The 24,838-nt window shown below is 67.5% G+C and carries 28 protein-coding genes; 18 read left to right on the top strand and 10 right to left on the bottom strand.

Annotated elements, in window-relative coordinates; genetic code table 11:
• Nucleotides 1-25 precede the first annotated feature (25 nt).
• The gene (locus tag QP045_RS09335) at nucleotides 26-553 is read left to right on the top strand and encodes a hypothetical protein (protein WP_422514712.1); all 528 of its coding nucleotides are present in this window, start codon (nucleotides 26-28) and stop codon (nucleotides 551-553) included.
• Between the two features lie 329 nt (nucleotides 554-882).
• Nucleotides 883-2,283, top strand: coding sequence for a hypothetical protein (locus QP045_RS09330; RefSeq protein ID WP_422514711.1), 1,401 nt, complete (start codon nucleotides 883-885; stop codon nucleotides 2,281-2,283).
• A 29-nt stretch (nucleotides 2,284-2,312) separates the two neighbouring features.
• On the opposite strand, the gene QP045_RS09325 is transcribed toward QP045_RS09330, so the two are convergent.
• The 5 genes from QP045_RS09325 to aroQ all read right to left on the bottom strand — a co-directional run bounded on the left by QP045_RS09325 (nucleotide 2,313) and on the right by aroQ (nucleotide 6,648).
• Nucleotides 2,313-3,887, bottom strand: coding sequence for a phospholipase D-like domain-containing protein (locus QP045_RS09325; RefSeq protein ID WP_422514710.1), 1,575 nt, complete (start codon nucleotides 3,885-3,887; stop codon nucleotides 2,313-2,315).
• Between the two features lie 3 nt (nucleotides 3,888-3,890).
• Nucleotides 3,891-4,235, bottom strand: a complete 345-nt coding sequence (gene arsC, locus QP045_RS09320; RefSeq protein WP_422514709.1) for an arsenate reductase (glutaredoxin) — start codon at nucleotides 4,233-4,235, stop codon at nucleotides 3,891-3,893.
• A gap of 84 nt (nucleotides 4,236-4,319) precedes the next feature.
• Nucleotides 4,320-5,675 carry an acetyl-CoA carboxylase biotin carboxylase subunit gene (gene accC / locus QP045_RS09315; RefSeq protein WP_422514708.1) on the bottom strand — a complete coding sequence of 452 codons (1,356 nt, stop codon included), beginning with the start codon at nucleotides 5,673-5,675 and terminating at the stop codon, nucleotides 4,320-4,322.
• A gap of 4 nt (nucleotides 5,676-5,679) precedes the next feature.
• Nucleotides 5,680-6,183 carry an acetyl-CoA carboxylase biotin carboxyl carrier protein gene (gene accB, locus QP045_RS09310; RefSeq protein ID WP_422514707.1) on the bottom strand — a complete coding sequence of 168 codons (504 nt, stop codon included), beginning with the start codon at nucleotides 6,181-6,183 and terminating at the stop codon, nucleotides 5,680-5,682.
• 30 nt (nucleotides 6,184-6,213) lie between these two features.
• The gene (gene aroQ, locus QP045_RS09305) at nucleotides 6,214-6,648 is read right to left on the bottom strand and encodes a type II 3-dehydroquinate dehydratase (RefSeq protein ID WP_422514706.1); all 435 of its coding nucleotides are present in this window, start codon (nucleotides 6,646-6,648) and stop codon (nucleotides 6,214-6,216) included.
• 118 nt (nucleotides 6,649-6,766) lie between these two features.
• Between aroQ and thiS the strand changes: the two genes are divergently transcribed.
• Both thiS and QP045_RS09295 read left to right on the top strand, forming a co-directional pair.
• Nucleotides 6,767-7,771, top strand: a complete 1,005-nt coding sequence (gene thiS, locus QP045_RS09300; RefSeq protein WP_422514705.1) for a sulfur carrier protein ThiS — start codon at nucleotides 6,767-6,769, stop codon at nucleotides 7,769-7,771.
• Nucleotides 7,772-7,882: 111 nt separating this feature from the next.
• Nucleotides 7,883-8,053, top strand: coding sequence for a CsbD family protein (locus QP045_RS09295; protein ID WP_422514704.1), 171 nt, complete (start codon nucleotides 7,883-7,885; stop codon nucleotides 8,051-8,053).
• A 105-nt stretch (nucleotides 8,054-8,158) separates the two neighbouring features.
• Here QP045_RS09295 and QP045_RS09290 read toward each other — a convergent pair whose 3' ends face one another.
• Complete coding sequence (locus tag QP045_RS09290) at nucleotides 8,159-9,958, bottom strand: diguanylate cyclase (RefSeq protein ID WP_422514703.1); 1,800 nt, start codon at nucleotides 9,956-9,958, stop codon at nucleotides 8,159-8,161.
• Between the two features lie 165 nt (nucleotides 9,959-10,123).
• Here QP045_RS09290 and QP045_RS09285 point away from each other — a divergent pair, with 165 nt between their 5' ends.
• Genes QP045_RS09285 through QP045_RS09275 form a run of 3 tightly spaced genes read left to right on the top strand, consistent with a single transcriptional unit; the run spans nucleotide 10,124 to nucleotide 12,655 of the window.
• On the top strand, nucleotides 10,124-10,831 hold the full coding sequence (locus tag QP045_RS09285) for a CoA transferase subunit A (RefSeq protein WP_422514702.1): 708 nt from the start codon (nucleotides 10,124-10,126) through the stop codon (nucleotides 10,829-10,831).
• The gene (locus QP045_RS09280) at nucleotides 10,831-12,015 is read left to right on the top strand and encodes a 5'-nucleotidase, lipoprotein e(P4) family (protein WP_422514701.1); all 1,185 of its coding nucleotides are present in this window, start codon (nucleotides 10,831-10,833) and stop codon (nucleotides 12,013-12,015) included. The genes QP045_RS09285 and QP045_RS09280 overlap by 1 nt, the downstream gene beginning before the upstream one ends.
• 4 nt (nucleotides 12,016-12,019) lie before the next feature.
• Nucleotides 12,020-12,655: a CoA transferase subunit B gene (locus tag QP045_RS09275; RefSeq protein ID WP_422514700.1), complete on the top strand. Its 636-nt coding sequence runs from the start codon at nucleotides 12,020-12,022 to the stop codon at nucleotides 12,653-12,655.
• A 63-nt stretch (nucleotides 12,656-12,718) separates the two neighbouring features.
• On the opposite strand, the gene QP045_RS09270 is transcribed toward QP045_RS09275, so the two are convergent.
• Nucleotides 12,719-13,618 (bottom strand): HNH endonuclease, encoded by a 900-nt coding sequence (locus QP045_RS09270; protein ID WP_422514699.1) that lies wholly within the window; start codon nucleotides 13,616-13,618, stop codon nucleotides 12,719-12,721.
• A gap of 152 nt (nucleotides 13,619-13,770) precedes the next feature.
• On the opposite strand from QP045_RS09270, the gene leuC reads away from it, so the two are divergent.
• From leuC to QP045_RS09235, 7 genes are all read left to right on the top strand, one after another.
• Complete coding sequence (leuC, locus tag QP045_RS09265) at nucleotides 13,771-15,207, top strand: 3-isopropylmalate dehydratase large subunit (RefSeq protein ID WP_422514698.1); 1,437 nt, start codon at nucleotides 13,771-13,773, stop codon at nucleotides 15,205-15,207.
• Nucleotides 15,208-15,357: 150 nt separating this feature from the next.
• The gene (leuD, locus tag QP045_RS09260) at nucleotides 15,358-15,975 is read left to right on the top strand and encodes a 3-isopropylmalate dehydratase small subunit (RefSeq protein WP_422514697.1); all 618 of its coding nucleotides are present in this window, start codon (nucleotides 15,358-15,360) and stop codon (nucleotides 15,973-15,975) included.
• A 195-nt stretch (nucleotides 15,976-16,170) separates the two neighbouring features.
• The gene (locus QP045_RS09255) at nucleotides 16,171-16,494 is read left to right on the top strand and encodes a DUF1476 domain-containing protein (RefSeq protein WP_422514696.1); all 324 of its coding nucleotides are present in this window, start codon (nucleotides 16,171-16,173) and stop codon (nucleotides 16,492-16,494) included.
• A gap of 3 nt (nucleotides 16,495-16,497) precedes the next feature.
• Nucleotides 16,498-16,737, top strand: a complete 240-nt coding sequence (locus QP045_RS09250; protein ID WP_416461192.1) for a BolA family protein — start codon at nucleotides 16,498-16,500, stop codon at nucleotides 16,735-16,737.
• Between the two features lie 5 nt (nucleotides 16,738-16,742).
• Nucleotides 16,743-17,072, top strand: coding sequence for a Grx4 family monothiol glutaredoxin (gene grxD / locus QP045_RS09245; protein ID WP_422514695.1), 330 nt, complete (start codon nucleotides 16,743-16,745; stop codon nucleotides 17,070-17,072).
• A 479-nt stretch (nucleotides 17,073-17,551) separates the two neighbouring features.
• Nucleotides 17,552-17,920, top strand: a complete 369-nt coding sequence (locus tag QP045_RS09240; protein WP_422514694.1) for a BlaI/MecI/CopY family transcriptional regulator — start codon at nucleotides 17,552-17,554, stop codon at nucleotides 17,918-17,920.
• A complete protein-coding gene (locus QP045_RS09235; RefSeq protein WP_422514693.1) occupies nucleotides 17,917-19,437 on the top strand; it encodes a M56 family metallopeptidase in 1,521 nt (506 codons plus the stop codon). Before QP045_RS09240 ends, QP045_RS09235 begins: the two co-directional genes overlap by 4 nt.
• A 44-nt stretch (nucleotides 19,438-19,481) precedes the next feature.
• On the opposite strand, the gene QP045_RS09230 is transcribed toward QP045_RS09235, so the two are convergent.
• The gene (locus QP045_RS09230) at nucleotides 19,482-20,141 is read right to left on the bottom strand and encodes an adenosylcobinamide amidohydrolase (protein WP_422514692.1); all 660 of its coding nucleotides are present in this window, start codon (nucleotides 20,139-20,141) and stop codon (nucleotides 19,482-19,484) included.
• Nucleotides 20,142-20,262: 121 nt separating this feature from the next.
• Here QP045_RS09230 and QP045_RS09225 point away from each other — a divergent pair, with 121 nt between their 5' ends.
• A complete protein-coding gene (locus QP045_RS09225) occupies nucleotides 20,263-20,610 on the top strand; it encodes a hypothetical protein (RefSeq protein WP_422514691.1) in 348 nt (115 codons plus the stop codon).
• Nucleotides 20,611-20,732: 122 nt separating this feature from the next.
• Here QP045_RS09225 and QP045_RS09220 read toward each other — a convergent pair whose 3' ends face one another.
• Nucleotides 20,733-21,686: a LysR substrate-binding domain-containing protein gene (locus QP045_RS09220; RefSeq protein ID WP_422514690.1), complete on the bottom strand. Its 954-nt coding sequence runs from the start codon at nucleotides 21,684-21,686 to the stop codon at nucleotides 20,733-20,735.
• Between the two features lie 123 nt (nucleotides 21,687-21,809).
• Here QP045_RS09220 and QP045_RS09215 point away from each other — a divergent pair, with 123 nt between their 5' ends.
• From QP045_RS09215 to QP045_RS09205, 3 genes are all read left to right on the top strand, one after another.
• Nucleotides 21,810-22,208 carry a RidA family protein gene (locus QP045_RS09215; protein ID WP_422514689.1) on the top strand — a complete coding sequence of 133 codons (399 nt, stop codon included), beginning with the start codon at nucleotides 21,810-21,812 and terminating at the stop codon, nucleotides 22,206-22,208.
• 106 nt (nucleotides 22,209-22,314) lie between these two features.
• Entirely contained in the window at nucleotides 22,315-23,169 is an 855-nt protein-coding gene (locus QP045_RS09210) for an MBL fold metallo-hydrolase (RefSeq protein WP_422514688.1), read from the top strand.
• On the top strand, nucleotides 23,154-23,867 hold the full coding sequence (locus QP045_RS09205; RefSeq protein ID WP_422514687.1) for a DUF4230 domain-containing protein: 714 nt from the start codon (nucleotides 23,154-23,156) through the stop codon (nucleotides 23,865-23,867). Before QP045_RS09210 ends, QP045_RS09205 begins: the two co-directional genes overlap by 16 nt.
• On the opposite strand, the gene QP045_RS09200 is transcribed toward QP045_RS09205, so the two are convergent.
• Nucleotides 23,864-24,757, bottom strand: a complete 894-nt coding sequence (locus tag QP045_RS09200; RefSeq protein ID WP_422514686.1) for a LysR family transcriptional regulator — start codon at nucleotides 24,755-24,757, stop codon at nucleotides 23,864-23,866. The two genes, QP045_RS09205 and QP045_RS09200, sit on opposite strands and share 4 nt — an antisense overlap.
• Nucleotides 24,758-24,838: the final 81 nt, after the last annotated feature.

The raw sequence follows: 24,838 nt of genomic DNA, 5'->3' as shown, positions 1-24,838 counted from the left end.
AAGGCGGCATCAGAGAGGAAATTCCATGACTCAGGCATCAGCGCTTTTCGACACGCACGAAGAAGCAGAGCGTGCCGTGTCCGAGCTGCGGGCTCTGGGCATCACCGACAGCGACCTGTCCGTGATCGCCCACCACGGCGGCACCACCACCACGCGTTCCGGCGATGGCGAAATCACCGATGAGCACCATCGCAACGTGATCCGCGGGATCCTCGGCGGCGGCGCGCTGGGCGCGGGCCTCGGCGTGGCCGCGCTCGCCATCCCGGGCGTCGGGCCGCTGGCCGCAGCCGGCGCGATCGCCGCCTCGGCCGTTCCCGAAGCGATCGGCATCGGTGCCGTGGTCGGCGCCATCGGCGGCTCGCTGAACGAGGTGCTCACCAAGCACGGCATCAGCAAGGAAGACGCGTCCTATTACAGCGATCGCCTGAAGACCGGCGGCGTGCTCGTCGCGGTCGAGAGCGACAGCGCCGGCGACGTGGAGATCCGCGAAGTGCTCTACCGCAACGGCGGCCACAACACGTCCCAGGCCCGGACCACGACGGCTACCCTGTAAGCCGAAGCGGGCGGCAGGCCGGCGCGTAGCCGGCCGTGTCATTCGCCATAATGGAGGGACGGTATCGCAAGGGCTCCGGTCTGCGCGATGCCGTCCCTTCGTCGTTTCCGCCCTGCGCAGGAGCCATGTGGGTGTCGCACGACTGGGCCGTGCCCCCGAACGCATCGTCGCGCGATGGAAGTCTAACAAGTTAAAATACCTAGAGGGCTTGAATAGAGCCGCCGCCCCGGCTTGTGTGATGCAAGTATTACTCCGGCGCGAAGTCTTGCGGGCAAGTCAACGCGGTGTGGCGGGGTAATTGGACGACGGGGCACGCCAGGGGGTATTTCATGAAACTCGCGACGAGAATGATGTTGCTCGCCTCGGCCATAACGCTGGGCGGTTGTATGAACAGCGAGGGCAATTCATCTCCGACGCCGACCGCGACAGCGACACCCACTCCGACCCCCACGCCATCGCCGACTCCCACGCCAACGCCGTCGCCGACCCCCACGGCGCCGGCCGGGGTCGCGATCCTGACGGAGTCGACGTCCCCGCTCATCGGCACGCTCGAGTACAGGGGCGGTGCGGGCCAGACGGCGCGCTGGGCCACCGACTATGATGGCCGCTTCCCGCCGACCAACGGCTGGCTGGCTCCCGACAGCATCCTCTCGCCCGGCTTCACGCCGGACTATGCCCGCGCCGGCTATGCGCTCTCCGCGATCGGCATCGAGCGGGACACGCGGCTGCTGCTATCCTCCACCGCGCCTGCCGGGGCGACCCTGGTGTCGCCTCTGACGGGGCTGATCGACCAGGTCGGCAGCCAGCAGGCCACGCGCGCTGCCCTGCAATTGAACAATGCGCCGTTCGCGGTGTCCGCCACCGCCGATCTGCTGACGACCTCCGGACGCGGGGCAGGGGCCGGCCCGATCCTCGCCGCCAATGTCCGCACCGTGTTGTTGTGGCGGATGGTGGATGCGTCGATGGTCGATCCCGGCGCGTCGCCCCAGGCCTATACCCCGTTCAACCTGGTGAACCGGAACGAGGCCATCGCCGCGCTCATCCGCGCCCATCCCGGCGTTGCACTCTATACGGAGGCGGGCGCCGAGCAGCTGCTGCGCGCCACCGGCGTGCGCGGGATCGATGACGCCACGGTCCGCGCGATGGCGCATCTGGTGGCGATCTATGCGCAGGCCACCACCGCCATCAGCACCGATCCCGCACAGGCGACCCGCTACATGCTCGGCATCACGGGCTTCCTCGACGAGCAGATCCGGCTGCTACGGGTGAACCAGGGCGATCCGAGCTTTGCTGCCCGGGCGCAGGCGCTGACCGTCGCCTATGTCGTCAGCTGCGTCCTGGGCCTTGAGATGCCCGCGTTCGAGGCGGGCGGCCGGTTCTTCGCCGGCCCCGATTTCGCCTTCCTGGCGCCGGGCGAAAGCGGCTCCCGACCCAATTTCGACCAGGGCCGGCTGGGCGGCGGCACCCGCCCCACCTACGGCTGGGCAGAGAACGACTTCACCTTCAATCCCAAGACCCTCGTCTTCGACAACGACCATTGTGTCGCCACCATCGTCAGCGTCTCGGTGCCTTCCCAGTTCGCGGGCAAGATCACGGCATCGGCAAAGGGGCCGACCGAACTGGCCTATGCCGCGCTGCCGGGCTTCAGGGGCATCGCCCATTTCGACTATGTCGTGAAGGACGACCTCGGCCACTTCACCACCGCGCGCTTCTTCGTGATCGTGCCCTGAAGGCCAGAACGCCGCTGGGAAGGCGAAGCCTATTTCTCGCCCCGTCCGCGCCGCCGCCACAGCGCCACGCCGACGATGCCGCCGACCGCAACTGCGGCAGCCGCCGCACCCGCCGCATAGAGGACGGTGGGTGCCTCGGTCTCATGCCCCGGCCGCAACCGGCGCAGCAGGCCGTCCCGGTCGGCAATCGCCTCGAACATCTCGTCGGGCCCCTCGGGGTCCAGGACTTCATTGTCCGCCAGCCATTCCTCGACGCTGCTGAGGTCAGGCGCCGCATAAGGCCGCAGCCGCCGTCCGCTCGCCGGGCTCAGCGATTCGATGGTGGCGATCAGCGACCCGGTCTCGGCCAGGCGCGCCGCCACCGTCTCCGGCTCGGTGCCGGTATGCTCGGCCACCAGCGAGTGAGCGACATCGGCGATGGCCCCGGCGGCGTGCCCGTTGCCGGCGCGCGTCGAATCGATCGTCACGTCGCACTCGGTGTCCAGCCGCATCGACCGGTTGTTGAAGTTGGACGATCCCACCCGCAGGATCTCGCCGTCGATCACGGTGACCTTGGCGTGGATGTAGATCGGGTCGCCTGCGTCGTTTTCGGCGTGATAGACGCGGAAGCGCCCGTGCTTGTCGCGCCGGCGCAGCGCCTCGATCAGCCGGGCGCGCGCGGTGTCCATTGCGATCGGCTCCAGCCAGCCCTGCGCGGACACGGGGTTGACGATCACGACCTCCGGCCCGTCGGGCTCGTCCAGCCGGCGGGCGATCGCCTCGGCGATCTTGCGGGACGCGAAATACTGGCTCTCGGCATAGATCCAGCGCTCGGCGCGTCCGATCAGGTCCAGGTACAGCGCCTCGATCTCGCGCACCGGCGGCTGGTCCGGCATCTCGGGCGAGGAGCGGGAGATCGCGACCTCGACATCGCGGAAATGCGCGTCCAGCCCCTCGGGCCAGGGCGGTGTCGCGTCGTCGCTGGGCTCGGGCAGCGCATCGCCGCCAGCCAGTTCCCAGCGGGTGCGGCACAGCTCGCCCAGCGCCTTGGCCACGGGGCCGGCGAGGGCGGTGGTCGCATCGTGCCACGGCCCGTACGGCTTGCCGTTGGGCTCGATCCGCGCAGGCTCCTCGGCGCGGTGGTCGCGCGTGTCCCAGCGGTCCGCCGTCATGTCGATGCCGCCGCAAAAGGCGAGGCAATCGTCGATCACCACGATCTTCTGGTGGTGGGATGCGGCGGGCGGGTGGAAGCTGTCGAGCTTGGTCTTGATGCGCGGGTGCGCCATCCACCGCAGCAGCGTGAAGATGGTGGTGCCGCGGAACATCGACTTGATGGCGCCCTTGTCCCACCGCAGGATGTGGACGTGCAGGCCCCGGCGCGCCTCCACCAGCCACTCCAGGAACGCGCCGACCCGCGCGGGCGCGTCATCCTCTTCCTCGGTGACCAGCTTGATGCGACCGTCGAAGTCCCAGCCGATCAGCAGCAGTTGCTGCTCGGCATTGCGCATCGCGGCGCGCGCCAGCCGGAAATAGGCGTCGGCATCGATGATGACGGCCGCGCGGGTCGCCTTCTCGATCCGCCAGCAGTTGCGACCGGGTTCGAGCGGTGGAGTGGCCTTTGCCATCGTTCAGAGGATCTCGCGGATGGCTTCGGGCGGGCGACCCAGCCGGACGCCCTTGTCGGTCTCGACCAGCGGCCGCTCGATCAGGATCGGGTGGGCGACCATGGCATCCAGGATCGCGTCGTCGGTGGCCGTCGCCAGCCCCAGTTCCTTCGCGATGGCTTCCCCCCGCCGCAGCCCCTGCGCCGGCGTCATCCCGGCGCGCGCATAGAGCGCGGCGAGTTCCTCGCGGCTCGGCGGGTTCTTCAGATATTCGCGCACCGTGACGTCGACGCCGGGTGCGGCTTCCAGCAATGCCAGGGCCTCGCGCGACTTGGAGCAGCGCGGGTTATGCCAGATGGTCGCTTTCAACGCGTTCTTCCCCCGCCGTTCTTCATCAGGCCGCCGGCCGGGGCGGGGCCGTCCGGAATGTCCCGGTATCGGCCCCGCCCGCGATCATGCGACCGGCTGCTTGGCCAGCCACTCCTCCAGCCACTTGATCGTGTACGCCCCCTCCTGGAACTCGGGGTCGTCGAGCAGCGCCTGGTGGAGGGGGATGGTGGTCTTCATCCCCTCGATCACGAACTCCTCCAGCGCGCGGCGCAGGCGGAGCAGGCAGCCTTCCCGGGTGCGGCCATAGACGATCAGCTTGGCGATCATGCTGTCGTAATAAGGCGGCACCTTGTAGCCGGCATAGAGGCCGCTATCGACGCGGACGTGCATGCCGCCCGGGACGTGATAGGCGGCAACGGTGCCCGGCGACGGCATGAAGCTGCGCGGATCCTCGGCGTTGATGCGGCACTCGATCGCGTGGCCGCGGAACTCGATCTCGTCCTGCTTGACGGAGAGCGGGTGCCCCTCGGCGACGCGGATCTGCTCGCGCACCAGGTCGACGCCGGTAATCATCTCCGTCACCGGATGCTCCACCTGCAGGCGGGTGTTCATCTCGATGAAGTAGAACTCGCCGTCTTCCCACAGGAACTCGATCGTGCCGGCGCCGCGATAGCCCATGTCGGCCATCGCCTTGGCGACGATCGCACCCATGCGGTTGCGCTCTTCCGTGGAAAGCACGGGGGAGGGCGCCTCCTCCAGAACCTTCTGGTGGCGGCGCTGCAGCGAACAGTCGCGCTCGCCCAGGTGGATGGCGTTGCCATTGCCGTCGCCGAATACCTGGAACTCGATGTGGCGCGGGTTGCCGAGGTATTTTTCCATGTAGACGGTGGCGTCGCCGAACGCGGCCTTCGCCTCGGTCCCGGCCTGCTGCATCAGCGTCTCGAGCTGGTCGGGGCTGGTGCACACCTTCATGCCGCGGCCGCCGCCGCCCGAGGCGGCCTTAATGATCACGGGATAGCCGATCTCTTCGGCCAGTGCCTTCGCCTCGGCCACGTCGCTGATCGCGCCGTCCGATCCGGGGACGAGCGGCAGGCCCAGGGCACCGGCGGTGCGCTTGGCCTCGACCTTGTCGCCCATCGTGCGGATGTGCTCGGGCTTGGGCCCGACGAAGATCAGGTTATGCGACTCGACGATCTCGGCGAACTTGGCGTTCTCCGACAGGAAGCCATAGCCCGGGTGGATCGCGTCCGCCCCCGTCACCTCGGCTGCCGAGATAATGTTGGGGATGTTGAGGTAGCTCTCGGTCGCCGACGGCGGGCCGATGCACACCGCTTCGTCTGCCAGCCGCACGTGCATCGCATCGGCATCCGCGGTCGAATGGACCGCGACCGTCTTGATGCCCATTTCGTGGCAGGCACGATGGATGCGGAGCGCGATCTCGCCGCGATTGGCGATCAGCAGCTTCTTGATCTCGGCCACAGGCTTACTCGACGACGACGAGCGGCTGGTCGAACTCGACGGGCTGGCCGTTGGAGACGAGCACCGCGGTGACGGTACCGGCTGCCGGGGCCTGGATCGGGTTCATGACCTTCATCGCCTCGATGATCACCAGCGTGTCGCCGGCCGCGACTTTCTGGCCCACCGACGCAAACGGCTTCGCGCCGGGCTCGGCGGCGAGGTAGACGGTGCCGACCATCGGCGACTTGACCGCGTCGGCGGTCGCCGTGGGTGCGGAGCCGCCGGCCTCGGCGGGCGCGATTGCCGGCGACACCGGGCCGCCTGCCGCGGGTGCCGGCTGCGGCGCATAAGCCTGCGGCATCGGCATGGACATCTGTGCGACGGGCGCTGCCTTGCGGGCGACGCGGACCTTGCGGTCGCCGTCTTCCACTTCGATCTCGGTCAGCTGAGTCTGGTCCAGAACCTCGGCAAGCTGCCGGACCAGTTCGATGTCGATCGCCATGGTGGCGGGTTGCTTATCTTCTGCCATTGAACCCCCAGGGGAAAAACCGCGCTCCTGTCAGATGCGCGCCGCAGCTTCAAGCGCAAGCAGATACGAAAGCGCCCCGAATCCGGCGATGGTTCCCTTCGCCGCCTGTCCGACCAGGCTGATGTGGCGAAAAGGTTCGCGTGCATGCGGGTTCGAAAGATGCACTTCGATCACCGGCGTCTTCACCGACTTGATCGCATCATGCAGCGCGACGGACGTGTGGGTAAAGCCGCCTGCGTTCAGCAATACTGCACGCGCACCTTCGGCCTGTGCTTCGTGCAGCCAGTCGACCAGGTGACCTTCGTGATTCGACTGGCGCAGGTCGATCTCCAGGTCCAGCTCGCGGGCGCGGTCTTCGAGCATGCCGGCGATATCGTCGAGCGTGTCGTGGCCATAGATCTCGGGCTCGCGCAGCCCGAGCAGGTTCAGGTTGGGGCCGTTGAGGACGTAGACGGTATCCGCCATGCGCTGCCTTTCGGTTGCGGGCCGGGTTGCCGGCACCCTATATGCGCCGGCCATAGCCCCGAGCGCCGAACGAAGTCGAGACGCGCCGCGGGATCGACGACATCAAGGGCGAACCCGAATGCACACCGACGGCACCATCTCGATCATCGTCAACGGCGAGCACAAGCGCGTCCGCGCAGGCCAGACCATCGCCGAACTCACCGCAGAGATCGGCCTGGTGCCGGAAAAGGTCGCGGTGGAACGCAATCTAGAGGTGGTGCCCCGCTCCACGCTGCACGAGGCCAAGCTCCACGACGGCGACGAGCTGGAGATCGTCCATTTCGTCGGCGGCGGCGATCATGCCGTCACGGTGGACGAGGACCGCTGGCAGGTCGCGGGCAAGAGCTTCCGCTCGCGCCTCATCGTCGGCACCGGCAAGTACAAGGACATGGCCCAGAACGCGGCCGCCGTCGAAGCGTCGGGGGCCGAGATCGTTACCGTCGCCGTGCGCCGGGTCAACGTGACCGATCCCAACGCGCCGATGCTGACCGACTTCATCGACCCCAAGAAGATCACCTACCTGCCCAACACCGCGGGCTGCTTCACGGCAGAAGACGCGATCCGCACGCTGCGCCTGGCACGGGAAGCCGGCGGTTGGGACCTGGTGAAGCTGGAAGTGCTGGGGGAAGCGCGCACCCTCTATCCCGACATGGTCGAAACGCTGCGCGCGACCGAGATCCTGGCCAAGGAAGGCTTCAAGCCGATGGTCTATTGCGTCGACGATCCCATCGCCGCCAAGCGGCTGGAGGATGTGGGCGCCGTCGCGATCATGCCGCTGGGCGCGCCGATCGGCTCGGGCTTGGGCATCCAGAACAAGGTGACCATCCGCCTGATCGTGGAGGGTGCCAAGGTGCCCGTGCTGGTCGATGCCGGCGTCGGCACCGCGTCGGACGCGGCAGCCGCGATGGAGCTCGGCTGCGACGGCGTGCTCATGAACACCGCGATCGCCGAGGCGAAGGATCCGATCCTGATGGCCCATGCGATGCGCTCTGCGGTGGAGGCGGGGCGGCTCGCCTATCGCGCCGGCCGCATGGGCAAGCGCCGCTACGCCGATCCTTCGAGCCCGCTCGCCGGACTGATCTAAAGCAGCATCGCTGCCCCGGTCGTGGAACCGCTGCTGACGCGGGCCGTTCTTTCTTGAGATGGCTGTACGGCGCGCTGCCCCGGCGCCGCCGATGCCGCAGAGGAGACGATCATGGGTGAGCTCACCGACAAGATCAAAGGCAATGTCAACGAAGCCGTTGGCAAGGTGAAGCAGCAGAGCGCCAATCCCGCAACCCGCGACGAAGGCGCGGTGCAGGAAGGCAAGGGCAAGGTTCAGCAGTTCGCTGGCAAGGTGAAGGGCGCCCTGGGCGACGACATCTAAGCCGCAACCAGTTCCGCGAGAGCGGAGGCATTGGGCCGCCCCGGGAGACCGGGGTGGCCCTTTGCGTATCCGGGAACGTCGCACAGCCAGTCGGAAGGGCGGCGCTCAGCAGGCCACGCGCAGGCAGTTGCGGCCCTCGGCCTTGGCCTCATACAGCGCCTGGTCCGCCTGGTTGAGGATCGCCGCCGGATCGCTGGCGGGATCGATGGTGGCCAGGCCGATGCTGGCGGTGACCCGCGGGCCTTCGGAACCCGGCGCCAGCGAGGGCAAGCCGACTTCCAGTTCCTCGATCGCCACGCGCAGCCGTTCGCAGGCAGTGAGCGCCTGCTCCCGGTCGAGCCCGCTCAGCAGCACCGCAAATTCTTCCCCGCCGATCCGGCCGATGCACGCATGCGCGGGCAGGGCCGCACTGGCGGTGCGGGCGAATGCCTGCAGCACCCGGTCGCCGGTGGCGTGGCCGAACCGGTCGTTCACCGACTTGAAGTGGTCGAGATCGATCAGCGCCACGCAGCCATGCCCGTGTCCGCGCCCGCGTCCCTTGCGGATCCGGCCGACGTGCTCGTCCAGCCGCGCCAGGAAGGTGCGTCGGTTGACGAGGCCGGTGAGGGCATCGGTACTCGCCGCGATCGCCAGCGCCTGTTCGGTCGCCTTGCGGGCAGAGATGTCGCGCAGCACCACGATCAACCCGCCGTGCGCGCGTTCGGGGGAAGACAGGCCGCGGATCGCCGCCTCGAACCACACCGGCTCCCCGTCGTCGCGGGCGCTGCGGAACTGGGCGATATGGGCGATGTCCGGATTCGCCATCGCCTCGCGATGGGCGCGCCACACCACCGACTGGTCGTCGGGGTGGACGAGGGTGAAGCCGTGCTGCCCCAGGTAGAATTCCGGCGGCTTGCCCGCGACCTGCGACACGGAGGGAGAGGCGTGGCGGATTGTGCCGTCCTCCGCGACTTCCAGGATCACGTCCGCTGATCGTTCCGACAGCATCCGGAACCGAGCCTCGCTTTCCGACAGGTTGCGGATCGCCTGCTTGTACTGCTTGAGCAGCGCCGCGACCGGCAGCACGAGCAGTGCCGCGCACGCCACGTAGAACTGGAAGAACAGGAGGCGGTTGAGGGGCGTGCCCGGCATGGCATAGATCGGCCCCTGTCCGTTCAGCGACAGGGCGCCCGCGATCCCCACCAGCAGCACGATCGATCCCGCGGCGCCGACCCGCACATAGAGCATGGTCGCGGCCAGCATGGGCAGCAGCGGCAGGAACAGGAGCGGGGCGATGCCCTGGGTGAACACGCCTGCCACTACCGCCGCAACCAGCGACAGCATGCCGAGCGCACCCAGCAGCTCGCGTGAGGGCGCCTTCAGCCACCGCGACGTCTCGCCGCGCAGCAGCAGCAGCATCAGGGGCGTAAAGGTGATGGTGCCCAGCCCGTGGCTCGCGAACCAGCGGGCTGCGGTCACGTTCCAACTGACCCCGGTGAGCAGGCTCACGGCCGGCGCCGCGATGAAGCTGCCGACCAAAGGTCCCACGACTCCCGCGACGAGCAGGAATGTCGCGACCCCGGACACCCGGTCGAGATACTTGCCCTTCCACCGCCGCAGCAGCCAGGCGGGAAGCACGGCCTCCGTCATGGTCGCCGCCAGCAGCGGCCCGGCCGCGGCCAGGCCCATGCCGAAAAAGACGGTGGCGGTGAACATCGCGATGCCGAACCCCGGCAGCATCCACCCCCATTGCGCGGGCGGCCGCAGCGAAAGCGCGGCGATGACCAAGGCAGTATTCGTCCAGATGTACGCGATATTGCCATCGAACCTCGTCAGCATGAGGCTCAAGGTCGACAAGGCGAAGGAGGCAAGACTCAGCCCTACGGCTCCGCCGAACTTGGCTGAAACAGGCAGGGCAGCAGTCACGGGGATATAAATGGCCGAGATCGGTTAATAACGACTTAGGTTCGCCGGTATTGCACCTTTGTGCAAGGGTTTGCGTGAACTTGCTGTGCGGCCGATGCAGGGTTCTGGCCGCCGCTTGACCCCGCTGCCCGGCTCCTCCTATCGACGGGACGAAGAGAGGTGCCGATGAACAAGCTCTACCCCGATGCGGCCTCCGCCCTCGACGGGCTGCTCCACGACGACATGCTGATCTGCGCCGGCGGCTTCGGCCTTTCGGGGATTCCCGAACGGCTGATCGACGCGATCGAGGCGTCGGGGGTCACCGGGCTCACCATCGCCAGCAACAATGCCGGCATCGACGGCGTCGGCCTCGGCAAGCTGCTGCGCTCGCGCCAGGTGAAGAAGATGATCTCCTCCTATGTGGGCGAGAACAAGGAGTTCGAGCGCCAGTATCTCTCGGGCGAGCTGGAGGTCGAGTTCTGCCCCCAGGGCACCCTTGCCGAGCGCTGCCGCGCGGGCGGGGCGGGGATCCCGGGCTTCTACACCAAGACCGGGGTCGGCACCCAGGTGGCCGAGGGCAAGGAAGTGAAGGTCTTCGACGGCGAGGAATATATCCTCGAGCGCGGCATCCGCGCCGACCTCGCGATCATCAAGGGGTGGAAGGCCGACGAGGCCGGCAACCTGATGTTCCGCAAGACTGCGCGCAACTTCAACCAACCGATGGCGACCGCCGGCCGCATCTGCGTGGCAGAGGTCGAGGAAGTGGTGCCGGTCGGCAGCCTCGATCCCGACTGCATCCACCTGCCGGGCATCTATGTGAAGCGCATGATCGTGGGCGCGCCCTACGACAAGAAGATCGAATTCCGCACCGTGCGCGAGCGTCCGGCGGCATGATGACCTTGCGGGGCGGACAACGGCTGGCGGTGGCCGGCGCGGCGGCGATCGCGCTGCTGCTGCCGGGATGCGTCGCGGCGCTGCCGCTGGGTGCGGCCGCCGTGATCGGCAGGAACGCGGTATCGTCCGGCGACGACAACGCCGGCGGCCAGACCAGGGCCGCCCGCAAGCAGGCACGCGCGCAGGAGCGTGCCCAGCGTCGCGACGCCAAGCGCCAGGCCGAGCTTCGCGAAAAGGCCCGCAAGCAGGGCATCACCATCGTCTCGGGCCCGCTGCCGCCCCCGACCGGGACCGAGGCGCCGCCTGCCGCGCCGATGTCCCCACTTCCGCCTGCAAGCGGCCGTGGCCCCGGTGGGGCGACCGCGCCGCCGGGCATGCAATTCCTCTATGGCTCGGGCGAGGCCGCGGCGCTGTCGGCGCAAGCCTATCGCGCGCTCTCCCAGCAAGTCCGCATCAACGTCGACTATCGCCAGGCGGGGATCGGGGCGATTTCGGTCGCGCTCGCCCCGGGATCGACGCTCGCCGCACCGAGGTTCGCCGAGTGCGGCACCAAGCCGCTCGCGATCGTCCTGGACATCGACGAGACCGTGCTCCTCAACCTCGGCTATGAAGCGGACGAGGCGGAACGCGGCCTCTCCTATGACGACGCCCGCTGGCGCCGCTGGGAAGCGACCGGGGCCGCCATGGTCGATGCCGTCCCCGGCGCGGTGAAGGCGCTGACCGCCGCGCGCAAGGCGGGGGTCGAGGTGATCTTCATCTCCAACCGCACCGCCGGCAGCGCGCTCGCCACCGCACGCGCACTCGAAGGCGCGGGCCTCGGCAAGGCGGTGCCGGGGGAGACGCTGCTGCTCAAGCAGGACGGCACGGACGGCAGCAAGGACGCGCGCCGCGCGCAGGTGACGGCGAAATACTGCGTCGTGGCCCTCGTCGGCGACCAGCTCGGCGACTTCAGCGATCTCTTCTCGGCGCCCGGCATGACGCCTGCCGCCCGCCGTGCGGCTGCCAGCAGCGTGCAGATCGAGCCCTTGTGGGGCGCCGGCTGGTTCGTCCTTCCCAACCCCGTCTACGGCACCGCCCTCAAGGGCGGCGTCGCCGACGTCTTTCCTGCCAACCGCCGCTGGACCGATCCGGCCGCCGTCCCCGCGGCGCCCGTCCGCGCCGCGACCGGCACCCCAAAGGAGTAGCCCCATGCCCTGGACCCGCGACGAGATGGCGGCCCGCGCCGCCCGCGAGCTGCAAGACGGCTTCTACGTGAACCTCGGCATCGGCATCCCGACGCTGGTCGCCAACCATATTCCCGAAGGCGTGGAGGTCACCCTTCAGTCCGAAAACGGCATGCTCGGCATCGGCCCGTTCCCCTATGCCGGCGAGGAGGATCCCGACCTCATCAACGCCGGCAAGCAGACCATTTCGGAACTGCCGCAGTCCGTTTATTTCGGTTCGGAACAGAGCTTCGCGATGATCCGCGGCGGCCACATCGACCTGACGGTGCTGGGCGCGATGGAGGTCAGCCAGGACGGCGACATCGCCAACTGGATGATCCCGGGCAAGATGATCAAGGGCATGGGCGGCGCCATGGACCTGGTCGCGGGCGTCAAGAAGATCATCGTCGTGATGGAGCACAGCTCCAAGAACGGCGACCCCAAGTTCATCCCCGCCTGCACCCTGCCGCTCACCGGCAGGAACGTGGTCGACATGATCATCACCGACCTCGCCGTCTTCCAGCGCCCCGACCACCAGACCCCGTTCCGCCTGGTCGAATGCGCCCCCGGCGTAACCCCCGAAGAAGTCCGCGCAAAAACCACCGCCGCCTACGAAGGGTAGGGGCCGGGCCCCAATGGCGACCGCCTGAGTTTGAGAGTCGGAGAGCCGCGTGTAGCAAGCATCTCAATGCTTGAAGCAATGCTCCCGGTGCCACCGAACGAATTGCGGATGCGGCCGGTCGGCCTCTCGCTTCGGCAATAAAAGCCGGCCACTCGCATTGATGACCGATCGGATGCTGTCCGGGTCATTGGCCTGCCGCGAGACAATTATCTGCATGTCATCAGCGAGGCCGATCAGGCCGCGGTCGAACATCCAGTGCGCCGTTCCGGAAAGCGCTAAGCCATTGCTCACTATGTCGGGGCCACCCGCCTCGACGGGGCGGATGTGAGCGGCCTCCACCTCGGCCCGCCCGCCGCCGTTGATGAGCTTTAGTCCGGTGACGCCGCAGCGCTCATCATAGGCGCGCAAAACAATTCGCCGAAACACGCGATCGCGCACGACGCGCGATACAAGGGTAGTAACGCGCTCTCGTACTTCATCGAACACAAAGGGAGCTCGCTCCTCGCGAAGACGTGGTTCGTCGATCCCGAAACCTGTTCGAGGCAGAAGCGGATTGTCATCGGCGAGGCCCGCTTCCACAATCCGGGTGAAGTCGTTTGGTGACAACCCCCGAACGGCGGCCTGGGCGCGTCCGGAAATGCGCCCGTGCTCGTTGAGAACGCCTCGTTCAATTGGTCCGTCTTCATCAGAAAACGGGACCGGCGTTGCGAAGTCGAGATAGCTGCCAGGCTCGATCAGGGCGACGAACATGTCATGCGCTGCGGGATCGGGCGTAACCCGCTCCACCTTCGCCACCGCATAATAGCCGCGAGTCTCCGCCACTTTCCTTGGCTCATAGTAGACGATCCAGTCGCCGACACATGCCCGGGCGCGCTCGAGATATTGTCTCGGAAACTGGTAACGCTCAGCCGGTGTGTCGTCGTAGATCGAATCAGACCGGTGGATGAAAACGCCGAACCCCATGCAAGGTTGATAATCCGAAGCGGCGACGGACGGGAATGGGATTAATGATCAAACTCGGCCCGGCCCCATAAACGTGGCCAAGCCGCTGCCTCCCACTATCCGATCCTTGCTGAAACCCTTGCTTTGGCGAAAGAAACTGTTACTCGCCCGCAATGGCTAGTCGTCCTCTCACTCTGTACGAAAAAATCTGGGCCGATCACGTCGTGGAGCGCCGCGACGACGGTACCTGCCTTGTCTACATCGACCGCCACCTCGTCCATGAGGTGACCAGCCCGCAGGCATTTGCCGGGCTTCGCGCCGCCGGTCGCCCCGTGCGCCGGCCCGACCTCACCCTTGCGGTGCCCGACCACAATCTGCCGACCACCGCGCGGGTCGACGCCGACGGCAAGCGCCTGCCGATCGCCGATCCCGCGGGCGCCAGCCAGCTTGCCGCGCTGGAGCGCAACGCGCCGGAGTTCGGCATCCGCTATATCGATGCGGTCGCGGCCGAACAGGGCATCGTCCATGTCGTGGGTCCGGAACAGGGCTTCACGCTGCCCGGCACGACGCTGGTCTGCGGTGACAGCCATACCTCCGCGCATGGCGCCCTGGGTGCGCTCGCGTTCGGCATCGGCACCAGCGAGGTCGAGCATGTGCTCGCCACCCAGACGCTGCTGCTCCAGCAGTCGAAGACGATGGAAGTCCGCGTCGAGGGCAAGCTCGGCTTCGGCGTCGGTCCCAAGGACGTGGCGCTCGCCATCGTCGGCCGGCTGGGAGCCGCCGGCGGCACCGGCTATGTGCTCGAATATACCGGCAGCGTCATTCGCGACATGTCGATCGAAGGCCGGTTGACCGTCGCCAACATGTCGATCGAGGCGGGCGCGCGCTCGGGCCTGATCGCCCCCGACGACAAGACCTTCGCCTATCTCCAGGGTCGCCCGATGGCGCCCAAGGGAGAAGAGTGGGATCAGGCGGTCGCCTATTGGCGCAGCCTCGCGACCGATCCGGGCGCCCGCTATGATGCGACGATCGTCATCGACGCGGACGAGATCTCGCCCTCGCTCACCTGGGGCACCAGCCCCGAGGACGTGGTCTCCATCACCGGCGCTGTGCCCGATCCCGACAGCTTCGCCGATCCGGCCAAGCGCATCGCCGCCCGCAAGTCGCTCGACTATATGGGCCTGGAGCCGGGCACGCGAATGCAGGACATTCCGGTCGAGAACATCTTCATCGGCAGCTGCACCAACAGCCGGATCGAGGATCTGCGCGCCGCAGCCGAAGTGCTGCGCGGTCGTCGGATCGCGGACGGCGTCCGCCAGGCGCTCGTCGTCCCCGGCTCCGGCCTGGTGAAGCGGCAGGCCGAGGCAGAGGGACTCGACCGCGTGTTCACCGACGCCGGCTTTGAATGGCGCGAACCCGGCTGCTCGATGTGTCTGGGCATGAACCCGGATCGAGTTCCTGCGGGAGAGCGTTGTGCCTCGACGTCGAACCGCAATTTTGTGGGGCGGCAAGGTCCAGGCGCTCGCACCCACCTCGTTTCTCCGGTAATGGCGGCGGCGGCGGCGGTAACGGGCCGGTTGACCGATGTACGAAACCTGATGGGGGAATAACGGATGAAACGAGCATTGATGGCGCTGGTGGGTGGCGCAGTCCTGAGTGGTCTGGCCGCCGCCTATGCCGCAAGTGCCGAACGTTCACCTTCCAGACCGGCCCCGGTCACCGCGCAGCGCTGATCTGCGCCATCCTCGCGAAAGCAGACCATGGAACCCGTTACCCGCGTTGAAGGTCGCGCCTATCCCTGGGGCGCGAAGAACATCGACACCGACATCATCATTCCCGCGCGCTGGCTGAAGACCACCACGCGGGAGGGGCTGGGGCAGGGGGCGTTCGAAAGCGTCCGCGCCGAACCCGGCAATGTGTTCGATGATCCGCGCTATGCGGGCGCGCCGGTGCTGATCGCGGGCGAGAATTTCGGCTGCGGCTCCAGCCGCGAACATGCGGCCTGGGCACTGGGCGACATGGGCGTGAAGGCGGTGATCGCGCCCAGCTTCTCCGACATTTTCTCAGGCAACGCGTTCAAGAACGGCATCGTCGCGGTCGTGCTCCCGCAGGAGGCGGTCGATCGGCTGGTGGAGGTCGCCCGCAACAATCCCGTCACCATCGATCTTGAGACGATGACCGTCACCACGCCGTTCCAGGACCGGTTCACGTTCGAAATGGACCCGTTCCGCCGCGCCTGCCTGATGCAGGGGCTCGACGAGATCGGCCTGACCCTGGCGCGCGGGGAGGCGATCGGCGGCTATGAGGCGAACGTCGGCAAGGCACGGCCGTGGCTCACCGCCACCGCCGGCAACGCACCGGGGCAGGCCGCGGCCTGATCGCCGGCCGGCGCCACCGGCCGCAATCGTTCGACCAAGGCGGTGCACCCGGAAGGAAAAGCTTCCGGGCCCGGTTTTGCGCGTCGTCCGGTCGCGCCCCTGCCCTTGCAGGGCGTACGGTTCGGGTTGAGGCCACGCCCGTTGCCTTGCCGCATCGGCCATCCTATCTCCGACAAACCAGATTAGGGGACCAGCATGACCACCTTCGACGATCGCGAACGGGCGTTCGAAAACAAGTTTGCCCGCGAAGAGGAAATGATCTTCCGCGTGACCGCGCGTCGCAATCGCCTGCTCGGCCAGTGGGCGGCGGCCAAGATGAACCTCACGCCCGAGGAAACCGATGCCTATGCCAAGGCGGTGGTCCAGGCCGATTTCGAGGAAGCCGGCGACGGTGACGTGATCCGCAAGCTGGTCGGCGACCTCACGGCAGCCGACGTCGCGACCGACGAGGCGACCGTGCGCAAGGCGCTCGAGGAGCTGACGATCGAGGCGCGCCGCCAGCTGTTCGAGGCGCAGTAATCGATGGGCATGCCTGCCGCCGAAATTGAAGCGCTGATCCGCGCCGGCATTCCCGACGCGACGGTCGAGATCACCGATCTCGCCGGGGACGGGGATCATTATGCCGCCCGGGTGGTGTCCGAGAGTTTTCGCGGGATGCCCCGGGTGCGCCAGCACCAGGCAGTCTACGCCGCCCTTGGCGGCCGCATGGGGGGCGTCCTCCATGCATTGCAGCTGACTACGGCCGCGCCCGTACAGGAGTAAGAATGATGAGCGAAGACACCCAGGCCCGCATCGACCAGCTCGTAAAGAACAACGACGTCGTGCTGTTCATGAAGGGCAGCCCGCTGTTCCCGCAGTGCGGCTTTTCCAGCCGCGCGATCGCGATCCTCAACCACCTGGGCGTCGAGTTCGAGAGCGTCGACGTGCTCCAGGACCAGGGCATTCGCCAGGGTATCAAGGCCTATTCCGACTGGCCGACGATCCCCCAGCTCTATGTCCATGGTGAGTTCGTCGGCGGCTCCGACATCATGATGGAAATGTACGAGAGCGGCGAGCTCGCCCAGCTCTTCGGCGCCGAGCGCCCCGCTACCGCCTGACCTTTCGTGCGCCCGCTCCCTACGGGGGGCGGGCGCCTCGGACACGCGCGCAATGCCGCTGCCGCCGGTCCGATTTCGCGCCGCGACCCCTCGCCAGCACGCGCCCTGGCCAAAGCGCCCGTCTGCGCACGCCGCGACTCGCCACCGGCCCCAAGCCCCTTGAGCTCCAGTCCATCGATCTGTCTGGAAGTACCGGGTGGGCGGACCCGCACCCGAAGGTGCCTGGGCCCGCCCGTTGAAGCGCGCGATCGCGCGGTACGGCTACAATGATGCAGCGACCGTGCCACTTCCCGCAATAGGTAGAAACCCGGGGCTTCCCTTGGTTAACGCCGGTTCGGATGTAGTTGCATCTGTAAAGCCTACCGACAGTTTGCGCTGCCTCCGCTGAAGGATCCCGTTCGCCACTGGCGTAGGTAATCCGCCGCTCTTGACTACGCGTGTAAACGGGTAGACTACACACGTAGTCAGGGAGTTGCGTTATGGCCGAACGGATCAGTGATGCCGAACATGTCGTGATGGAGGTGCTGTGGGACGAAAGCCCGCTCACCGCCCAGGAGGTGGTCGAGCGCGTGCCCCAGGATCGCGCCTGGAGCGCCAACACGGTCAAGACCCTGCTCGGCCGCCTGCTCGCAAAGCAGGTCGTCGCGCATGAGGAGGACGGCCGCCGCTATCGCTATCGCCCGGCCGTCGCGCGGGAGGATTACGTCACCGGCGAATCGCAGCGGCTGATCGACCGCCTGTTCGGCGGCAGCCTTACGCCGCTCGTCGCCCATCTCGCCCGCCGCGACCAGCTCAGCAGCCGCGAGATCGAGGAAATCGAGTCCCTGTTGAAGGAGCTCAAGCAATGATCGCCTGGGCGGTAGAGACGCTGGTCGCGTCGACGTTGCTGATGCTGCTGGTGCTGGCGATGCGCGCGCCCACGCGCCGCGCGTTCGGCCCCGGTGTCGCCTATGCGCTGTGGCTGTTGCCGGCGTTGCGCATGGCCCTGCCGCCGCTGCCGTCGCCGTTGCGGCTGGTCGAGACGAGCCCGATCGGCGCTCCGATCCCTCCCGGCACCCTGATGCTGATGCAGCCGGTCGCCGCGATCCCGGCGGTGCCGCAGGGCTGGGGCATGGCCGATGTGCCGGGGCTGGCTGTCTTGTTCTGGTTCGCGGGTGCCGCGATCTTCTTCTGCTGGCATGTCGTGCGGCACGACCGGTTCTGTCGCCGCGTGCTCGCGTCCGGCCGCGGCTATGACGTGGCGCAGGGCAAGGTCCGCGTGTTCGAGACGGACGCCGCCTCGGGCCCGCTCGCCTTCGGGGTATGGCGCCGCTACGTCGCCTTTCCGCGCGACTTTGCCGAACGCTATGACGAGCAGGAGCGCACGCTCGCCCTCGCGCACGAGCTTGGCCACCACGCCCGGGGCGACCTGCTCGCCAACTGGATCGCGCTCGCGGTGCTCGCCTGCCACTGGTTCAATCCGATTGCCTGGCGCGCCTTCCGCGCCTTTCGCGCCGATCAGGAAATGGCCTGCGACGCCATGGTGCTCGCCCGCGCCCGTCCGGGTGTCCGCTACGCCTATGGCCGCGCGATCGTGAAGTCGGCGCATGGGGGCGCGGTATCGGCCGCCTGCCACCTCCACACCGTCAACGAGATCAAGGGGAGATTGAAGATGTTGTCCAAGCACCGCAGCGTGTCGCCGTTCCGTCGTGTCGCAGGCTCCGCCGGAATCGCAGGCATCGCGCTCGGCGCACTGGGCCTCACCGCATCGGGTACCCAGGCCGCGGAAACGCTGCGCACCCGCGTCAGCCATTCCACCGGCGTCGACATCGCCCGCATCGAACTCCCGAAGCCGCAGCTGCTGCAGGTTGCCGCACCTGCCGCGCCGCTCGCGCCCGCCGCACCCATGGCGCCGCTGCCGCCGGCCGCGCCCGGAGCACCGCTGCCGCCGACGACCTTCGCCCCGCCGGTTCCTCCGGTGCCGCCGGTCCCGCGCGTCCAGGTCATCAACGCCGGTCCGTCCGTCATCGACGGCACCTGCGGCAAGCAGGGTGAACCCGGCGCCTTTGTCATCAACCGTCGCCAGGGCAACGGCACCGTGATGGTCATCTGCCAGGACCGCATCAACGCGGTTTCCCAGGCTGCGGTGGCAACCGGCGCCCGCGCGGCGGCGGCAGCCACTGCCGCCCAGGCTGCCGCGAATATCGACGTGGCCGCGATCCAGCGCAACGCTCTCACCGGTGCGCTCGCCGGCCTGCGCGGCACTCGCGCGACGCTGGCCACCAATCCCGACATTCCCGCCGAAGACCGCAAGCAGGCCGTCGCCGACATCGACCAGAGCATCGCCGAACTCGAACAGCAGATGGCCCACCCCGACCTGGACTAAGCCGCGGCGCACGCAAGCGAAGGGCGGGCCGCACGGCTCGCCCTTCAGGCCTGCTCCTCGATCCAGAGCTTCCCGCCCGCCGCGACCGCCTCATGAACGGCGCGCCCCACCGCCACACCGACATCGGTATGCAGCCCCGCGAACTGCTCGGTCGGGGATCCCAGCGGCGTCGCGACGACGATGCAGTCGGTGCCGGTACCGGTCACGACCTCCCCGCGGGGTTTCCAGTCCAGGTCGACAATCGCCACCGTCCGCGCCTGTGCGGCGATCGAGATCGTCTCGACCAGCGCCGCCCCGGATAGCGGGCGGTCGACATGGACGAGAAGATTGATCGTCCCCGCACCCCGATGCGCATGCGGCGGAGCGCCGATCCGCACCGCATTGCCCAGGCCCACCGTCGCCAGGCACGTCGCGACGGCGTTGCCTACGCAGGCCCGCCCCACATGGTGGTGGCGGACATCCCGCGACGTCATCAGATGCACCGCATCCTCCAGCCCCGCCGCCGCCATCCGCGCCTCCAGCAGGTCCGCGGGATCGCGCTCCAGCGACAATTCCGCGTCCCGGACGTGCAGCCACGCCACCCGCCGCGCCCGGGTGAAGCCCGGCCGCGTGAGCGACCAGCTCAGGATCGCATGGTCCCGGGCAAAGCCGGCGACGAGAAACCCGTCACCACAGCGAACGGAAAAGGCCGAAGCCTCAATCATGGGGCGAGTACCTCGATGCGGCAGTAAAACGTCGAGCGTCCGCCAACTCGCGGCAAAAGCCCGCGGCGGCAAGGGGCGGGGCCATGATTGCAGACGAAGGTGCGGCGATCTAGGGAACCCCATGGCAAAGGCTGACCGTCTTGCTCGCCTCGACGAGCACAGGGCTGAACTCGAAACCGAATATACCGTGGCGCTGATCGCGGCATTGCGGGTGACGGCTTCGGGGAAATGGGGTCTCTTCGACCATAATGGCGACCGTACGATGCGCGCGGCGGTCGCTCCAACGGTCGACAATCTCAACGAGCTTGGCGACGCAATTGATGGGGCACGGGACCGACTGGGAATGCCACCGTTCGATCTTCACCAGCAGTTCGTCGCGTCCCGCGGGCCGGTCGGGCCGGAAGCGGTCGGCGAGCCCAAGCAAGCCCAGGCATGGCTCGATCGCCTTACAGGAACGAGCGGCGGCTAAACCCGAACCGTAGCATAAGGCCGCCAGTCCGCTTGCGCCCCACACCCGGTAATTTGAGGCCGCTCACAAACGTTCCGAAAGCGATCGTCGGATCAAGACAAGCTGCAATCGAACGGGACGCATCAAATCGATGACGGTCCGGCCAGAGCTTTGCGGCGGGCGCTCACGCTAAAGGGCCGCGCCGTCACCTCAGCCTCCGATTGCAACCATTGTGCGACCGCCGTCACGGCCGGACCGGCTTGCGTCTCTCGTCGCAGCAAATGATGCCGGAAGCCCGAGATCGCCGGTCCAAACGGCTGGATTAGGTGCCCCGCTGCAAGGTCATCTTGAACCAGAGCCAGACTGGCGAGCGCAATTCCCTGGCCGGCCACTGCTGCTTGAATTGCGTGGCTTTCATCAGAAAAGCGAAGTTGGGCAGGCTCTGCTGGTTCGTCCAGTCCCGCCTCTGCGAACCAGCGGGACCAAGTTGGATTGTCGGGGCTGCGTCGTTTCCACTGGAAATCAATCAGCGGCCAACGCGAGAGGTCTTCGACGCCGGCAAGCTTCAGCATAGGATTGAAAACCGGCGCGAAGCGATCCGCGAACAAAGGTGTGACGGCAAAACCCGGGTAAGGCCCGGAACCGTAGCGAATAGCGATATCCACTCCAGCCTCTTCCATATTGACCACTTCGTCGGATGCCTGAAGCTGAAGATCGATGTCGGGATGTAGCGCGCGGAACGCCGCAACGCGCGGCACCAGCCAGCACGCCGTGAAGGCGATCGTCGCCGAGATCGTCACTTGCGCACGGCTGCGGCGGCCCGTGAGCCGCTCGATTGTCTCCGCAAACGCGTCGAAGCCATCACGCAGCACCGGATAGAGCTTCGCGCCAGGTTCGGTCAGTATCACCTGGCGCGTCCGTCGCTCGAACAGAGAGAAGCCGACATGCGCTTCCAGCGCGCGGATCTGATGGCTCACCGCCGTAGGCGTCACCGCCAGTTCGCTAGCCGCGCGCTTGAAGCTGCCATGGCGCGCCGCCGCCTCGAAAGCACGCAGCGAGGACAGCGAAGGGAGGCGTCGGACCATCGATGAACTCACCTAATCTGTCGAATGACAATTTGGAGTTTGTCGCCAAGCCATCATCATATCAATTCTTCGACCATCAGCCCAAGGGACCGGTTCGTTTTTGTTCACCGTCGCCCGCAACGATGGAGTGAAACAATGGAACTTGAACGTGTCCACACCGACCCCGACAATTACGCACCCTTCCTGCTGTCGCAGGGCATCAAGTTCGGCAATCTGCTTTTCATTTCCGGTCAGGCCGGCGCAGCGGACGACGGCAAAATCGTCGAAGGTGGCTTCCGTGCGCAGGGCGAGCAGGCGTTTGCCAATCTCAGACGCGCTCTGGAAGCTGGAGGGTCGAGCCTCAAGGACGTGATCAAGGTGACGATCTTCGTCACCGACATGGGGAATTTCCAGGAGGTGGTCGAGCTCCGACGCACATTCTTCACCAAGCCATATCCGGCAGATACTATCGCCGAAGTAAACGCGCTCTACGATCCTGAGGCGATGATCGAAATAGAGGCGATTGCGGCGATCCGTGATGCTGAGGTGAAGTGACATAAGCACTTCCGTATTCCCTCGGCCTTGGCGCGGACCCCCACGCGCCGCCCCCCAATCCCCCGCAAAGCTTGTGCCGCGCCGTCCGAGCCGCCATGTCGGGGGCATGACGCATCCCCCGACCGGTGTTCCGATCGCGCTGGAGCCGTTGGTGCTTCGCATCCTTGCCCCCAACGCCTCGCCCTACACGCACACCGGCACGCAGAGCTATGTGGTCGGCGGCGCCGTCGATGCTGCCATCATCGATCCGGGTCCGGTCGACGCGGCGCACCTCGACACGCTGGTCGCCGCGGTCGGCAATCGCCGGCTCGTGGCGATCCTGTGTACCCACACCCACCGCGACCACAGCCCCGCCGCCGCGCCGCTTGCCGCGCGCACCGGCGCGCCCGTGGTCGGCTGCACGCCGCTCACGATGGAGGATGCCGGCCCCCGTGCCGATGCCGCCTTCGACACCGGCTATGCGCCAGATCGGGTGCTGGCGGAGGGGGACGGGGTGTCCGGCGACGGCTGGTCGCTGGTCGCGGTGGAGACCCCCGGCCACACCTCCAATCACCTTGCCTTCGCGCTTCCCGAAAGCGGCGCGCTGTTCAGCGGCGACCATGTCATGGGATGGTCCACCACCATCGTCTCGCCGCCCGACGGCGACATGCGCGCCTATATGGCCAGCCTCGAAAAGCTGATGGGTCGCACCGATCGCATCTATTACCCCGGTCATGGCGAGGCGGTGGAGAATCCCCAGCGCTTCGTGCGCGGCCTGCTCGGCCATCGCCGCTCGCGCGAGGGCCAGATCCTGCGCCTGCTCGACGAGGGGGTGGGCGCCGTGCCGGCGATGGTCGCGCGCATGTATGTCGGGCTCGACGCGCGGCTGCTCCCCGCCGCCGAGCGTTCGGTGCTTGCGCACCTGATCGACCTGGAGGGGCGGGGGCTCGCGATGGAGGCTGGCGAATGGCGACGCAGTTGAAACCGCAGTTCGTGCGCGCCGTTGCGGTGCTGGTCGCCGGTGCCGCGCTGACGCTGGCAGGCGTGCTGTTCTACCAGCGCTATACCGAGAATTATGTGGTGACCGAGGAGAAGGACGGCACCGCCGTCACCCGCCTCATCACCGCCCGCCTGTCCGGCGCCTCCACCCTCAAGGTTGCCGAACTTTCCGGCACGCTTCAGAGCACCGCCACCGATGTGCGCGGCATGGGCATGCTGAAGTCGAACCAGGTCATCAAGGTGCCGTTCTCGGTCGACTATTTCGTCGACGTCTCGCAGATCGGCCCGGCGGACCTGCAATGGTCGGAAGGCTCGCGCACGCTGATCGTCGATGCCCCTGATGTGACCGTGGCCAAGCCCAATGTCGATGAATCGCAGCGCAGCCTTGTCCGCACCCAGGGCGTGTTCGTGACCCGCGAGGCCGGCGAAAACCTCGCCCGCCGCACATCGCAAGCCGCCCAGACGAAGGCCCAGGCGGAGGCCCGCTCGCCCGAGCGCATGGCTCAGGCCCGTGAAAAGGCGCGCGCCGCGCTCGCCCGGCTGCTCGGCGCCCCGCTGCAAAGCGTCGGCTATGGCGACGCGCGCGTGCTGGTGACCTTTCCCAACGAACGCCGTGCCCGCGACAACGAGCGCTGGGACGTCACCGCCCCGATCGACGAAGTGCTCGCCAACCGTCGCTAGGCGGCGATGAACGCGGCCAGCTCCTCGGGCGCGCCCCTGGGGAAAGCCGCCTTCAGATGGTCGAGGAACGCCGAGACCCGAGCGCTCAACAATCGGCGGGAGGGATAGAGCGCCCAGAGCGAAATCTCCGATCCCTCGACATCGCCCCAATGCGCCAGCCTGCCGGCGGTCAGGTCGTGCCCGACCAGCGACACCGGCAGCCGTCCGGCGCCGACGCCCGCCAGCACCGCGTCCCGCACCATCGTCAGCGACGACAGGCGCAGCACCGGTTCCACCGCCATCCGGCTGCTCCCCGCCGGTGTCGACAGGGTCCAGCTGCCGGCGCGATCGGCAGCGCCCCGGATCACCGCCGGCGCCGCCACGTCGCCCGCCGGGCGCGCCAGCTCGGGACTCGCTACCACCACCAGCCGGTCGTGCAGGAACGCGCGGCCGACCAGGCTGTCGTCGGGCGCCGGGTTCACCCGGATCACCAGGTCATACGCTTCTTCGACCATGTCGACGGCGCGATCCTCGGTCGTGACTTCCAGCCGAACCTCCGGGTACTGAAGCGCAAATCCGGCCGCCAGCCGCCCCATCGCGATCTGCGAGAACAGCAGCGGCGCGCTGATCCGCATGGTCCCGCGCGGCCGGGCGCCGCCCGACGCGATCGCCGCTGCCGTCTCGTCGATCTCGGTCAGCAGCGTGGCCGTGCGCTCAAACAGGGCGCGACCTTCCTCGGTCAGCTTCAGGTCGCGGGCGCCGCGCTCGAACAGGCGCAGGTCCAGCCTCGCCTCCAGCTCCGCCACCCGGCGCGACAGCGTCGCCTTGGGCCGGCCGCTCGCGCGCGCCGCCTTTCCGAACCCGCCATGACGAGCGACCAGGTTGAAGTCGGCAAGCGCAAGCAGGTCCATGTGTTCCACCAGTGAGACGATGCGTCCACATATAGCCTCTATTGGGGCCGTCGTGGATCACTAATTTCGGGAGTGCCAAGT

The organism is Sphingomonas sp. 3-13AW (assembly GCF_049311085.1).
Lineage (GTDB): Bacteria > Pseudomonadota > Alphaproteobacteria > Sphingomonadales > Sphingomonadaceae > Sphingomonas.
Note: the sequence above shows the minus strand (reverse complement) of the source record. Positions and strands in the feature narration are given on the sequence as shown.